Genomic DNA, 13316 nt, shown 5'->3' with positions numbered 1-13316 from the left:
GTTCAAAAATAAGGATTCCCGGGCTTTTTATTGAATTTGTGGATAAATAGAAGTTAATCATGCTTATGCCAAAATTGCATGGATCTTTTTTGGGAATAGAATTTGATATATCCGGGCTATGGAAGAGAAAAAAGTGAATAAAGACATTGAGCTTACTGACATACCTGAAGGGTCTGGTACTGATGTTTACGCCAATTTAAAAGAGAAACTGGAAGGTGTTCAACAATTTCCGGGAGTTTACCATTTCAAGTTTATTATTACCGGCGGACTGGATAAGGTAGAAGAGTTGCGTAAAGTTTTACCGGATGATGAATTTATTGAACAGCCATCAAAAACAGGTAAATATGTCTCCATTACAGTAAAGAAGGAAGTTCAAAATGCTGACGAAGTGATCAAAATTTATCGGCAGACAGGCGAAATTAAAGGCATTATGATTCTTTAACCTTAGTGGGTTAAAGTTGCGCTTTTATCTGGCAACGATAAACTTCTTTGCCGTATTGTATTGGCCGGAATCTGAAGTGATTTTGAAGAAGTAAATTCCGGGAACAAATGTGGTAGTGTTAATCTCCAGTGTATGTTTTCCGGTATTCAGGTATTCGTTAACCACCGTTTTTACCAGCCTTCCCAATAAATCGAAAACCTGAATGTTTATTTTATCTGTTTCAGGTAATACAATATCAAGAAAAGTTTGGCTTGAAGCAGGGTTAGGGTAGTTTTGCGAGACAACAAACTTCAGGAATTTATCAAAAATTGCTTTGTTTATGGTGTCGAAGATCACGTAGCTGATTAACCGGTACCCGCGTGCATTAGGGTGATAGGGGTCTTGATATAATGAAAAATCCCTTCTGATGGCGGCATTGATGTCGGCCAGGTATATTTTATATTCGGATGCCAATCTTCTGTAAACGGTATTAAGTGCCCTAATTGTGGCATTTGCCCTAACAAGTGTAGGGTTATTTCTATCGTCTACAAATTGCAGCGTACATATTATAGGTACTAATTTCTGTGCTACGCTGGAGTTAAGTAAAGAACGCATATTAGCTTCTGTTTCCGCAACGCTGCCTTTTCCATTAACAATTGCCAGGGCATCATTGATTCCCATATCAATAACGATAAAGCCTGTTCTGTCTTTTATCGCATTGTCAATTCTTAATAAACCCTGTGAGGTTGTTTGTCCGCCGATTCCAAAATTAGTGATGTCAACCACCTTATTCTGGTAGCATTGCAGGAAATTATTTTTAAGTGCATTCTGGAAGCCTAGACCCTGAACGCCTTCAACGGTGCTTGCTCCGAAAGTTACGATATTGATACTGTCTTTAGAATAATACTGAGCTGCTTCAGGGCAACTTACATTTGCCGGAGTGGTATTCACCTGAGCAAAACTTTCAGGGCATATGAAACAAAGCAGCATAAAAGAGATTAATATCGCGCTAAATTTCATTTAGAATGTTCTTTCTTACAGGGTTTAAGGATATCCGTTAAAAGCCGCAATTTACATAAAAAATAGTATCATCAGCAATACATTTGCAGGCTTTTTAACAATATTAACATCCTGTTTCTTCAACACTTTACACCAGGGTTTGGTTTGTATTGATTTTAGGGTTTCTACTCTTTTAAAGCCATTCAATTATTACGTTTGTACTTTAAATTGCCATGCATTTACGACCTTTAAACCGTAACACCTATATTTGCCCAAATTCATTTTGTTATGCAAGAGATTAAAAATTATGTAGAAACGCACAAGCAACGCTTTTTAGATGAGTTGTTCGAGCTTTTGCGATTTCCTTCGGTTAGTGCTGATCCTAAATTCAAAGGTGATGTTTTAAAAACCGCTGATTACGTGGCTCAGAAGCTGAAAGATGCGGGTGCAGATAATGTAGAGATTTGCCAGACAGCCGGTTACCCGATTGTTTATGGCGAGAAAATTATAGATAGCGCATTACCAACTGTATTGGTATACGGTCATTATGATGTACAGCCTGCAGACCCGCTTGAGTTGTGGCACACACCGCCTTTTGAACCTACCGTACGTGATGGCAAGATATATGCCCGTGGTGCCTGTGATGATAAAGGACAATTCTATATGCATGTGAAAGCTTTTGAATTGATGAAAGAGACCAATACGCTTGCCTGCAACATCAAATTTATGATCGAAGGCGAGGAGGAGGTAGGATCGGCCAACCTGGGTATCTTTGTGAAAGATAATGCTGAACGTTTGAAAGCAGACGTGGTATTGATTTCGGATACTTCCATGATCAGTATGGAACATCCTTCTATCGAAACCGGTTTGCGTGGCCTGGCTTACATGGAGGTAGAAGTTGTTGGTCCTAACCGCGATTTGCACTCAGGTGTTTATGGTGGGGCAGTTGCTAACCCAGCCACTATTTTATGTAAAATGATCGCTTCACTACATGACGAGAATAATCATATTACAATTCCTGCCTTTTATGACAAAGTTATCGAGCTGACTGATGAGGAGAAAAAAGCTTTAAATTCGGCTCCTTACGATGAAGCAGAATATACAAAAGACCTTGATATAGAAGAAGTTTGGGGTGAAAAAGGGTATTCGACACTGGAACGTACCGGAACACGTCCGACATTGGAGGTAAATGGTATCTGGAGTGGCTATATTGGTGAAGGTGCAAAAACTGTTTTACCAAGTAAGGCAAATGCCAAAATTTCAATGCGTTTAGTACCTGATCAAAGTTCGGAAGAGATTGCAGAAATTTTTACCAAACATTTTGAAAGCATTGCACCAAAAAACGTAAAGGTTAAGGTTACTCCACACCATGGTGGCGAACCTGTGGTAACACCTACTGATAGTGTGGCATACCGTGCGGCCGAAAAAGCCATTGAAGATAGCTTTGGGAAAAAAGCAATTCCAACACGCGGGGGCGGCAGTATTCCAATTGTTGCATTGTTTGAAGATGTGTTGGGTATCAAATCTGTACTGTTTGGATTTGGCTTAGATAGTGATGCACTGCATTCTCCAAATGAGAAATACGATATCTATAATTATTATAAAGGAATTGAAACTTTGCCTTTATTTCACAAATATTTCGCAGAATTCAGCAAATAGTTTAGACCTTAATGACTTATCCCTGCCTGTTTTAAACCGGGCAGGGATTTTTCTTATTTTCAATGATGCATTTGCGCATACGTTTGATTTTGCAACCGAGGTTAATATTCAAAGAACAGATGGCTTAAACTGATATAAAGACAATGTAAATTAATGGCGTTGGTTGCTTTGAATTAGAAGCTGTCTTGTTTTTTTTCGTATTTTTGACACTCAAAAAAAAAACAAAGCAGTGACTTTAATAAAATCAATTTCAGGAATAAGAGGAACTATTGGCGGCCAAGCCGGAAACGGTTTAACCCCTTTAGATATCGTAAAATTTACTGCTGCATTTGGTAGCTGGGTAGTTCAAAAAACCAATAATAAACGAATTGTGATTGGCCGCGATGCCCGTATTTCTGGTGAAATGGTTAACAACCTGGTCATTGGAACCCTTCAGGGCCTTGGAATTGAAGTAATTGATCTGGGCCTTTCCACCACTCCAACGGTTGAGATCGCTGTTCCCAATGAACAGGCAGGCGGGGGAATTATCCTCACTGCAAGCCATAATCCAAAACAATGGAATGCGCTGAAGCTGTTGAATGATAAAGGTGAATTTATCAGCGATGCCGATGGGAAGGATGTTCTGGATATTGCAGAAACCAGCGCTTTTGCATTTGCAGAAGTAGATCAGTTGGGTAAAGTGATAAAAAATGATACCTATCTTCAAAAACATATTGATCAGGTATTGGCACTGCCATTGGTAGATGTTGAGGCGATTAAAAAAGCAGATTTCAAAATCGTTATTGATTGCGTAAATTCTACCGGAGGTATTTTTATCCCTGCTTTATTAAAAGCACTTGGGGTGACCCGAATTACTGAGCTTTATTGTACACCTGACGGGCATTTTCCACATAACCCGGAGCCGCTTCCCGAAAACCTTACCGAGATTTCGAAAGAAGTACAAAAGCAAAATGCCGACCTGGGCATTGTTGTAGATCCTGATGTTGACCGCTTGTGTTTTGTAAATGAAGATGGAAGTATGTTTGGCGAAGAATATACTTTAGTTGCTGTTGCTGATTACGTTCTGAAAAATACACCTGGAAATACGGTTTCCAATCTTTCCTCAACCCGGGCATTGCGCGATGTGACCGAGCAGGCAGGTGCTGACTACAACGCATCGGCTGTTGGCGAGGTAAATGTGGTGAATAAGATGAAAGAAACCAATGCAGTTATCGGAGGTGAAGGGAATGGAGGAATTATCTACCCTGAATCGCATTATGGAAGAGATGCATTGGTTGGGATAGCATTGTTTTTGACTCATCTGGCCAAGTTTGGCAAGTCCATTTCAGTGTTAAGGGGCAGTTATCCTCAATACTATATTTCTAAAAACAAAATTACCCTTACGCCAGAGATGGATATTGACAACTTGCTTAAGCAGGTTGAAGAGAAATATAAAAAGCAGCCATACAGTACCATCGATGGATTAAAAATTGAGTTTGATAAAACATGGGTACATTTACGTCGTTCTAATACTGAGCCAATCATCCGGATTTACAGTGAAGCTGAAAATGAAACGGTTGCTGAAAGCCTGGCGAATAAGATCATTTCAGACATCAAAGAAATCCTTAAATTAAACTAATACATGAAAAAAGTTTATTTAGATAATGCCGCCACTACACCTTTGGATAAAGCTGTAATTGCTGAAATGACTAATGTGATGGAAAACTACTTTGGAAATCCATCAGCAATCCATGCATTGGGAAGAGAAGTAAGGACGCTGGTAGAGAAGGCGCGTAAAACTGTTTCCGGACTACTTGGTGCGTCTCCATCAGAGATTTTTTTTACTTCGGGTGGCACAGAGGCAGATAATACAGCTATACGCTGTGGGATTTCGGCATACGGCATCAAACATGCCATCACCTCTAAAATTGAACACCATGCGGTGGAGCACACTTTAAATATGATGCTTAAAAACGGTGAAATAGATAAACTCAGTTTTGTTAATATTGATACAAAAGGAAATATTGACTATGCCCATCTGGAAGAGCTACTCCAGAATAATGAGCGGTCGTTTGTTTCTTTAATGCATGCCAATAACGAGTTAGGTACACTTACAGATATGATCAGAGTAGGGAATATCTGTGAGAAATATGACGCGATTTATCATGCCGACACTGTTCAGACAATGGGCCACTATGTGCACAATGTACGTGAGCTGAAGGCCCACTTCATTGTGTGTGCAGCACATAAGTTACATGGACCCAAGGGTGTAGGTTTCTTATATGTAAATAGTAATATCAAGATACCTCCAATGATTTACGGCGGTGCACAGGAGCGTAATATGCGTGGTGGCACTGAGAATGTATATGGGATAGTTGGGCTGGCTAAAGCATTGGAAATTGCCTATGCAGAGATGGCAGAACATCAGGCTCATATTCAGGGCTTGAAGGATTATTTAAAAGAACAGCTTATTTCCGAAATTCCGGGTATTGCTTTTAATGGTGAAACCGATGCTGATAAAAGCCTATACACCGTTTTAAATGTATCCTTTCCTGAAATGGACATGGCAGACATGTTATTGTTCAATCTCGATATAAATGGAATATGTGCCTCTGGCGGAAGTGCCTGCTCTTCGGGTTCTAACATTGGTTCGCATGTTTTGACAGGTATAAATGCAGATCCTAACCGTCCATCGGTACGGTTTTCTTTCAGCAAATTTACCACCAGAGAAGAATTAGACTACGTGGTAGAAAAAGTTAAAATGGTAGTAAAGCAAAATGCTTTGGCTTAAAACACAGGTAACCAAATAGGAAGAGTCCCGGAGCAATCCGGGAATTTTTTGTTTTCATGCCGGAATTACTGTAATCACTCATCACACCAGGCGAAATATTTGTTTATTTAATTTTAAAACCTTAAATTTAGTATAGTATTAGATCAGAGCAGTTTGAGCAGAAGCGTAGTGAAATTTTGAGCTGCCAATGTATTTCCTCCATATCACCTTATAGATATCTCATGAGTGTAAGGTTCAGCATCTTTTTAGAATTGTAACCTATTCCAAAATAATAATGCTATGGAAACTAACCAGATTAACCCAGCCGGGGAGCAACACTCATCGAACTTAAAATTAAGTGATGAAAGAAAACACATTTACAAATTTATCCTTGCCCCATTTTCATTTGAATCGTCCAATCATTTTACTAAAGTTCACAAAAGAAAATTCCTTTCATTTGGATCTATTCATGTATTCAGATAAATGCAGCAGGCGTAAAGGCATTCTCTTTACGAGTATGTGAAAACAAAATTATTTCCTGCTTGTTCTTTTAGTACATCAAAATAGAAAATACCATGGGAACGAATAAAGAAAAAGGAAAAGTTATTGAGAATGACTTACTGGATAAAAAAGTTGAAGATGTAAGGGAACATGATTCGCTGGATAATAACAAGTCATCAAAGCAGTCGACAAATTTGTTTGATAAAGACAAAGGCAGAAAAAATAATGCTTTTGGTCCCGGACATGAACCAGGAACTACGCCAGGATCAGGGATCTAATGTGTGCCAGTAATTAAGGGCAATATGATTGAATTTAAGCCACGGCAATTGTCGTGGCTTTTTTATTTTGGTTATCGCTGCATCTATCCAAATCTATTTTCAATTTATAAACATTCTATATTTAAAATAATTCTAAACTGGGTATATGAATCTGGTACAGGTAAATCCATATCTGTTATATTTGCGTTACACCTAATCCAATTCAGATATGGATGATTTCTTAGCTGCCCGTTCGCAAATGGCCTTATCCTTAGGCTTTCACATCGTTTTTTCTTGTATCGGTATGGTTATGCCATTCTTTATGGCTCTATCTCACTACAAGTGGCTTAAAACGAATGATGAAGTTTATAAGAACCTGACAAAGGCCTGGAGTAAAGGCGTGGCGATTTTTTTTGCTACAGGAGCGGTATCGGGTACCATGTTATCTTTTGAGCTTGGGTTACTCTGGCCAAAATTTATGGAACATGCAGGTCCGATTTTTGGCATGCCATTTTCTTTGGAAGGTACGGCATTCTTTATTGAGGCCATTGCTTTAGGCTTTTTTCTTTACGGCTGGAATAAATTAAATAAGTGGTTTCATTGGTTTACGGGTATGGTGGTTGGTGTAAGCGGACTGGCTTCTGGAATTCTGGTTGTTGCTGCGAATGCCTGGATGAACAGCCCGGCTGGCTTTGATTTTGTTGGAGGAAAATACCTGAACATCGATCCTATCCAGGCAATGTTCAACAAAGCATGGTTTTCACAGGCCTTGCACATGTGTCTTGCAGCTTTTACAGCTACGGGATTTGCCGTAGCGGGGGTACATGCCTTAATGATACTCAGGAATCGAAACAAGTTATTTCATTTAAAGGCTTTCAAAATCGCGGCAACCTTTGCATGCATTGGTGCATTGCTCCAACCGCTGAGCGGAGACTTGTCTGCAAAAGATGTTGCAAAAAGGCAACCTGCAAAACTGGCAGCGATGGAAGCACTTTATCACACGGAGAAGCCCGCACCTTTATTAATAGGGGGAATTGTGAATGAGGAAGATAGAACAGTAAAAGGAGCAATCAAAATTCCCGGAGCATTGAGTTTTCTTGCACACGGTGATTTCAAGGCCGAGGTCAAAGGTCTGGATCAGATTCCTAAGAATGAGCAGCCCCCTGTTGCAATAACCCATTATGCTTTTCAGATTATGGTAGGCCTGGGTACTTTTATGATGCTGATATCAGTACTTTATTTTTTTAATTTATTCAGAAAGAAATCTTTTGCAGATAAGCCCTGGCTGTTAAAACTTTTTGTGTTTGCCATTCCATTGGGCTACATCGCATTAGAAGCGGGTTGGGTAGTTACGGAAGTAGGCAGACAGCCATGGATCATCTACGGAATCATGAGGACCAAAGATGCAGTTACCCCAATGCCTGGAATTGCTTATTCATTTTACATTTTCTCTGCCATCTATTTCTCTTTGAGTATTGTGGTTACCTTTTTGCTTTACAGGCAAATTAAAATGGTGCCAGTTGTTTATGATCAACCTGTTGAAGTAAAATAATTATGGAATACGTAGTCATTACTTTTTTATGTTTGGGTATTCTGCTTTACTTTCTTCTTGGAGGTGCAGACTTTGGAGCGGGTATTATTGAACTATTCACGTCGACAAAGAACAGGAGTAGGACCCGAAAAACCATGTACCAGGCTATCGGGCCGGTTTGGGAGGCTAACCATATGTGGCTCATTATCGCAATCGTAATACTATTTGTTGGGTTTCCACATATATACACCACCATGTCGGTATATTTGCATATCCCATTGCTGATTATGCTCATCGGGATTATTGCCCGGGGAACAGCCTTTGTATTTCGCCATTACGACGCCATTAAAGATGATATGCAATGGCTGTATAACCGTATCTTCAGGTATTCCAGCTTTGTTACACCATTTTTTCTGGGGATTATTGCAGGGAGCGTAATATCCGGGCACATTGATACAGAGGCAAAAGATTTCCTTTCTGCCTATGTTTATAGCTGGTTAAACTGGTTTTCGATAGCAGTTGGGCTTTTTACGGTGTCGTTATGCGGATTTTTGGCTGCGGTTTACCTGATTGGTGAAACCGATAATGAGGATGATAAGAGACGCTTCATTAAGAAAGCAGAATACATGAACATATCTGCTGTTGCTTTCGGGGCTATGGTTTTTATTGCAGCACAGTTCGATAATATTCCACTCATCGACTGGGTATTTAAAAATACGGTTGGCTTAACGGCAATTATACTGGCCAGCTTGTCGTTATTTTTATTGTGGTACTTGCTGTTAAAAGGGAAAACAAAGGTATTGAGAATACTGGCCGGTTTTCAGGTGACGATGATTCTGGTTGCCATCAGCTATGCGCATTTTCCAAACTTTATCCGATTAAAAAATGGTGATGCCATTTCGCTTTTTGAAACAGTTGGTCCGCCTAAAACTATTTACAGTCTGGGCCTGGCGCTTTTGCTGGGAAGTGTGTTGATTTTGCCTTTCCTGGGGTATCTGTTTTATAAATTTCAAAAGAAAGAAGAATAAAAGCCGATTCAGGCCTGTTTAAGACGATGTCAATCTATAAAAGAGAGCATTTGTTTTCAAATGCTCTCTTTTACTATCAATTACAAACCACCTTTCCTCGTTGCTTTTTTTACTTCAGGCCAGGTGGCTTGCTTACCTGTGCGTTCATTTACAGGTAAATCTGCAGCTTTTTCTGTAGACGTTTTTTCAGGATCTTCACAAGCCATATAAACCATAATGGCTGCCAAAATTACATTGCTGCGAATTTCGTCAAAAACAAGCTTGTCATAACTATCGCGGTTGGTATGCCAGGTATAAGTCCCGTAATCCCAGCTGGTAGCGCTTAGGGAATAACCGAGCGCACCAGCAGCAACGAAGGAGGCAAAATCAGAACCTCCGGCGCCTGGTGTTCCCGGGAAACTTGTCTTAATCTGGTTTTTTATGGTATCTGGTACTGCAGCTAACCAGCGCGTAATGTAATCTTTAGACTTTGCAAACCCTTGTCCACCGATATTAACTACGCGTCCGGTTCCATTATCCTGATTGAATAATGCCTGAAGGTTGCCCACAATCTCTGGATGATCTTCAACAAATGCCCGGGAACCATTTAAGCCCTGTTCTTCACTACCCCAGTGCCCAACTAAAATGGTACGTTTTGGGTTAGGATAAAATTTCTTTAGAATACGCATGGCTTCCATCATCATGATAGTGCCCGATCCATTATCCGTTGCACCGCTTGCACCATCCCACGAGTCAAAATGAGCAGACAACATCACATATTCTTTTGGCTTTTGCTTTCCCTTAATTTCTGCAATGGTGTTGAACGTGGGCACAACACCAAGTTCTTTTGATTCTGATTCGATCCTGAGCATGGGTTTATTGCCACTCGTAGCTAAGCGGTAAACCAGGCCATAATCTTCAACTGATAGATCGAGTGTTGGGATTTTGGTGGTGTTTGCGCCAAAAATTTTATCCACTCCAAAGCCTTGCGACCAGTTGTTGATGATGATTCCGGCTGCGCCTGCACCTTCTATGGCCAGAGCCAGATTCTTCCCGGTTAGTCCCGTTTTGGCCATCCCGGCCGACCAGGCTTTACCAGCTTCGGTTTTTTCTTTTTTATATTTTTCAAACAGATCTTTAGTGGCAAACTCTTCCCAGTTTTTTTCTGGCCGGCCGGAAATCTGGTTCATCGAAATTAACACCAGTTTACCTTTCACATTAGGCAACCACCGCTGAAAAGAAACAGAGTCGGTGATGGCAGGTAAAACAATGGCTTCTGCATTTATGGCTTTTCCATTTGTTGATGGGCTCCAGGCTAATTGAGTACCTTCAAGGGTTCTCAGCCTCGGACTAACGAGATCAATATGGCTTACACCTCTTTCCCAGCCCCGCCATTCGCCCCATTTCTCATTTTTTGCAGAAATACCCCAGTCACTGTATTTTTTCACTGCCCAGTCGTTGGCTTGCTTCATTTGCGGTGACCCCACTAAACGGGGTCCCACAACATCTAAAAGCTCATGTGCCAGCTTCTCGAGCTGAGAGTTTTCATTTACTTCTTTCACAATATTGTCTATCAACTTGCTGTCTTGCGCAAAAGCGATGGATGATGTAAACAGCAAAAGGGTAGGGAGTAGTAGTTTTTTATTCATAATAAGTTGTGGTTAACGGATCAGGCTAATTTAACTATTTAGAGCTTGGATACGTGATGTTAATGGAAATGTTGCAGTTAACACTTTCATTATGGCAAAAAAACTCACATTGCCGGCGCCACGGTTTAAGGGCAAAAAAAAACAGGGCTGAAATAACCGAAGTTACCAAAGCCCTGCTTTTAAATATCTGGGAAATGTTATACCTGAAATCTAGTTATTCATCATTTTAATGAAAGCACCCAATTTAGCTTTCATGGCACGTCTGTCTACAATGAAATCAAGAAAGCCATGTTCCAATACAAATTCTGAAGTTTGGAAGCCTTTTGGCAGGTCTTTTTTAATGGTTTCTTTGATTACCCTTGGGCCGGCGAAGCCGATCAAAGCACCCGGTTCAGCAATATTAATGTCGCCAAGCATTGCATAAGATGCAGTAACACCTCCTGTAGTAGGGTCGGTGAGTAAAGAAATATATGGTACTTTAGCCTGACTAAGCAAAGCAAGTTTTGCTGAAGTTTTAGCCATTTGCATCAATGAAAATGCAGCTTCCATCATACGAGCGCCGCCTGATTTAGAAATCATCAGGAATGGCACTTTATGTTTGATACTATAGTCAATTGAACGGGCTATTTTCTCCCCTACAACAGAACCCATTGAACCGCCAATAAAGGCAAAATCCATACAGGCAATCACAATATCCTGACCTTCGATTTTTCCTGCGCCCGCACGTATAGCATCTTTTAAGCCGGTTTTCGCCTGACTTTCCTTGATTCTATCCGTATAGGGTTTATTGTCGTTGAAATTTAGCGGGTCGCCAGATGTGAGGTTTGGAAAAAGTTCTTTAAATTCATTGTTGTCGAAAAGAACCTCGAAGTATTCTTTAGAACCCACTCTCAGGTGATAGTTGCAGTAGTGGCAAACGTATTTGTTTTCCTGTAATTCTGCCTGATGCAAGGGTTTTTTACAATTCGGACATTTATTCCACACGCCATCCGGTGCCTCTTTCTTCTCTTCTGTTGTGGTGATGATACCTTTATTTTCTCTTTTAAACCAAGCCATATAATTTTTTAAAGAATTGGATTGCAAAGAAACGAAAAATATACTCAAGTTTATAAATTACCATTGATCAAATTTCAATTATAAAAATGGTATCAGCGCCCGGTTGGTTTGGTAATTGATTTTTGCCAATGATTAATCTGAAGTTAAAAATAAGTTATTCCTGCTAATGTGTGTTTTTTACACTAAGGATAATGTGATTTTTACACTTAATGGCCTTTAGTTGGTTGTAAAGCAAATAATTCTGTTGTTACAAAAGCTTGGAATGTTATTTTTTTTTATAACTTCGAACAAATAAAAATTAACAAGAGATGAGTTTAAAAGGCTACAAAGGCGTAATTTACGGAGATGCCGTTCAAGAATTATTTGAGCAGGCTAAAAAACATCAGTTTGCTTTACCAGCAGTAAACATAACCGGAACAAATACGGTTAATGCGGTATTGGAAACTGCTAAGGCAGTAAATTCGCCTGTTATGATTCAGTTATCTAATGGTGGTGCACAGTTTTATGCTGGTAAATCTTTAGATAATGAGAAATTACAAGCGTGCATATTAGGTGCTGTATCTGCAGCGAAGCATGTACATTTATTGGCAGAACACTATGGTGTTGCTGTGGTTTTGCATACTGACCACGCTGCTAAAAAATTATTGCCATGGATTGATGGCCTTTTAGATCATGGCGAGAAATTCTTCGCAGAAACCGGAAAGCCTTTATTTTCTTCACACATGTTAGATTTGTCTGAAGAATCTATCGAGGAGAACATGGAGATTTCAGCTAAATACTTAGCACGCATGTCAAAGATGAACATGACTATCGAAATTGAACTTGGTGTAACAGGTGGTGAGGAAGATGGTGTAGACAACAGTGATGTAGATAGCTCAAAATTATATACTCAGCCTAGTGAAGTAGCTTATGCTTACGAAGAGTTAAGCAAAGTATCTCCTCGTTTCACAGTTGCTGCCGCTTTTGGTAATGTGCATGGTGTTTACAAACCAGGTAACGTTAAATTGCAGCCGGTAATTTTGAAAAACTCTCAGGACTTTATTAAAGAGAAATTTAGTTTAACTGAAGAAAAACCAATCAACTTTGTATTCCACGGTGGTTCAGGTTCTTCACAAGAAGAAATCAGAGAGGCAATTTCTTATGGGGCAATCAAGATGAATATCGACACGGATATGCAATGGGCATTCTGGGAAGGTATTCTAGAATACTACAAAAAGAACGAAGCTTATCTTCAAGGCCAGATCGGTAACCCTGAGGGCGACGATAAGCCAAACAAGAAATACTACGATCCACGTGTTTGGTTGCGTAAAGCTGAAGAAGCATTTGTTAAACGTTTGACTGTTGCTTTTGAAGATTTGAATTGCGTTAATGCAAATGACAAATTATAATATGTGCGATTTTTGATGGTGAATTTTTTCATTCACTCATCTGGAAATCAGCCACTCGATAATTTAGAAAGCGCCATAGGTATAAAAACTTATGGCGTT

11 protein-coding genes are annotated in these 13316 nt (G+C 39.8%); 8 read left to right on the top strand and 3 right to left on the bottom strand.

The genetic code is table 11. The features are described from left to right. The first annotated feature begins 118 nt into the window (after positions 1 to 118). Positions 119 to 442 carry a DUF493 domain-containing protein gene (locus AB669_RS11050; RefSeq protein WP_053058372.1) on the top strand — a complete coding sequence of 108 codons (324 nt, stop codon included), beginning with the start codon at positions 119 to 121 and terminating at the stop codon, positions 440 to 442. Positions 443 to 466: 24 nt separating this feature from the next. Here AB669_RS11050 and AB669_RS11045 read toward each other — a convergent pair whose 3' ends face one another. Continuing rightward, positions 467 to 1441 (bottom strand): SGNH/GDSL hydrolase family protein, encoded by a 975-nt coding sequence (locus AB669_RS11045; protein WP_082120652.1) that lies wholly within the window; start codon positions 1439 to 1441, stop codon positions 467 to 469. A gap of 267 nt (positions 1442 to 1708) precedes the next feature. Between AB669_RS11045 and AB669_RS11040 the strand changes: the two genes are divergently transcribed. From AB669_RS11040 to AB669_RS11010, 6 genes are all read left to right on the top strand, one after another. Then, positions 1709 to 3079 carry a dipeptidase gene (locus tag AB669_RS11040; RefSeq protein ID WP_047799362.1) on the top strand — a complete coding sequence of 457 codons (1371 nt, stop codon included), beginning with the start codon at positions 1709 to 1711 and terminating at the stop codon, positions 3077 to 3079. A gap of 229 nt (positions 3080 to 3308) precedes the next feature. Beyond that, a complete protein-coding gene (gene glmM / locus AB669_RS11035; protein ID WP_047799361.1) occupies positions 3309 to 4697 on the top strand; it encodes a phosphoglucosamine mutase in 1389 nt (462 codons plus the stop codon). Between the two features lie 3 nt (positions 4698 to 4700). After that, positions 4701 to 5849 (top strand): cysteine desulfurase family protein, encoded by a 1149-nt coding sequence (locus AB669_RS11030; protein WP_047799360.1) that lies wholly within the window; start codon positions 4701 to 4703, stop codon positions 5847 to 5849. Between the two features lie 554 nt (positions 5850 to 6403). After that, positions 6404 to 6607, top strand: a complete 204-nt coding sequence (locus tag AB669_RS11020) for a hypothetical protein (RefSeq protein WP_047799358.1) — start codon at positions 6404 to 6406, stop codon at positions 6605 to 6607. 208 nt (positions 6608 to 6815) lie between these two features. Then, the gene (locus AB669_RS11015; RefSeq protein ID WP_047799357.1) at positions 6816 to 8138 is read left to right on the top strand and encodes a cytochrome ubiquinol oxidase subunit I; all 1323 of its coding nucleotides are present in this window, start codon (positions 6816 to 6818) and stop codon (positions 8136 to 8138) included. Positions 8139 to 8140: 2 nt separating this feature from the next. Then, complete coding sequence (locus tag AB669_RS11010) at positions 8141 to 9145, top strand: cytochrome d ubiquinol oxidase subunit II (protein ID WP_047799356.1); 1005 nt, start codon at positions 8141 to 8143, stop codon at positions 9143 to 9145. Positions 9146 to 9225: 80 nt separating this feature from the next. Here the strand turns inward: AB669_RS11010 and AB669_RS11005 are convergent, their stop codons facing one another. Further along, on the bottom strand, positions 9226 to 10773 hold the full coding sequence (locus tag AB669_RS11005; protein WP_047799355.1) for a M20/M25/M40 family metallo-hydrolase: 1548 nt from the start codon (positions 10771 to 10773) through the stop codon (positions 9226 to 9228). Between the two features lie 210 nt (positions 10774 to 10983). After that, a complete protein-coding gene (gene accD, locus AB669_RS11000; RefSeq protein WP_047799354.1) occupies positions 10984 to 11829 on the bottom strand; it encodes an acetyl-CoA carboxylase, carboxyltransferase subunit beta in 846 nt (281 codons plus the stop codon). Between the two features lie 308 nt (positions 11830 to 12137). Here accD and fbaA point away from each other — a divergent pair, with 308 nt between their 5' ends. Then, positions 12138 to 13217 (top strand): class II fructose-bisphosphate aldolase, encoded by a 1080-nt coding sequence (fbaA, locus tag AB669_RS10995; protein ID WP_047799353.1) that lies wholly within the window; start codon positions 12138 to 12140, stop codon positions 13215 to 13217. Positions 13218 to 13316 lie beyond the last annotated feature (99 nt).

Origin of the sequence: Pedobacter sp. BMA (genome assembly GCF_001027745.1) — a bacterium.
GTDB lineage: Bacteria > Bacteroidota > Bacteroidia > Sphingobacteriales > Sphingobacteriaceae > Pedobacter.
Note: the sequence above shows the minus strand (reverse complement) of the source record. Positions and strands in the feature narration are given on the sequence as shown.

What these genes read in the sequence shown, in the direction of transcription:
- AB669_RS11005 (WP_047799355.1), bottom strand. Translation starts at nt 10,773, where the DNA reads ATGAATAAAAAACTACTACTCCCTACCCTTTTGCTGTTTACATCATCC.
- AB669_RS11045 (WP_082120652.1), bottom strand. Translation starts at nt 1,441, where the DNA reads ATGAAATTTAGCGCGATATTAATCTCTTTTATGCTGCTTTGTTTCATA.
- AB669_RS11015 (WP_047799357.1), top strand. Translation starts at nt 6,816, where the DNA reads ATGGATGATTTCTTAGCTGCCCGTTCGCAAATGGCCTTATCCTTAGGC.
- accD (WP_047799354.1), bottom strand. Translation starts at nt 11,829, where the DNA reads ATGGCTTGGTTTAAAAGAGAAAATAAAGGTATCATCACCACAACAGAA.
- AB669_RS11050 (WP_053058372.1), top strand. Translation starts at nt 119, where the DNA reads ATGGAAGAGAAAAAAGTGAATAAAGACATTGAGCTTACTGACATACCT.
- fbaA (WP_047799353.1), top strand. Translation starts at nt 12,138, where the DNA reads ATGAGTTTAAAAGGCTACAAAGGCGTAATTTACGGAGATGCCGTTCAA.
- AB669_RS11040 (WP_047799362.1), top strand. Translation starts at nt 1,709, where the DNA reads ATGCAAGAGATTAAAAATTATGTAGAAACGCACAAGCAACGCTTTTTA.
- AB669_RS11010 (WP_047799356.1), top strand. Translation starts at nt 8,141, where the DNA reads ATGGAATACGTAGTCATTACTTTTTTATGTTTGGGTATTCTGCTTTAC.
- AB669_RS11020 (WP_047799358.1), top strand. Translation starts at nt 6,404, where the DNA reads ATGGGAACGAATAAAGAAAAAGGAAAAGTTATTGAGAATGACTTACTG.
- AB669_RS11030 (WP_047799360.1), top strand. Translation starts at nt 4,701, where the DNA reads ATGAAAAAAGTTTATTTAGATAATGCCGCCACTACACCTTTGGATAAA.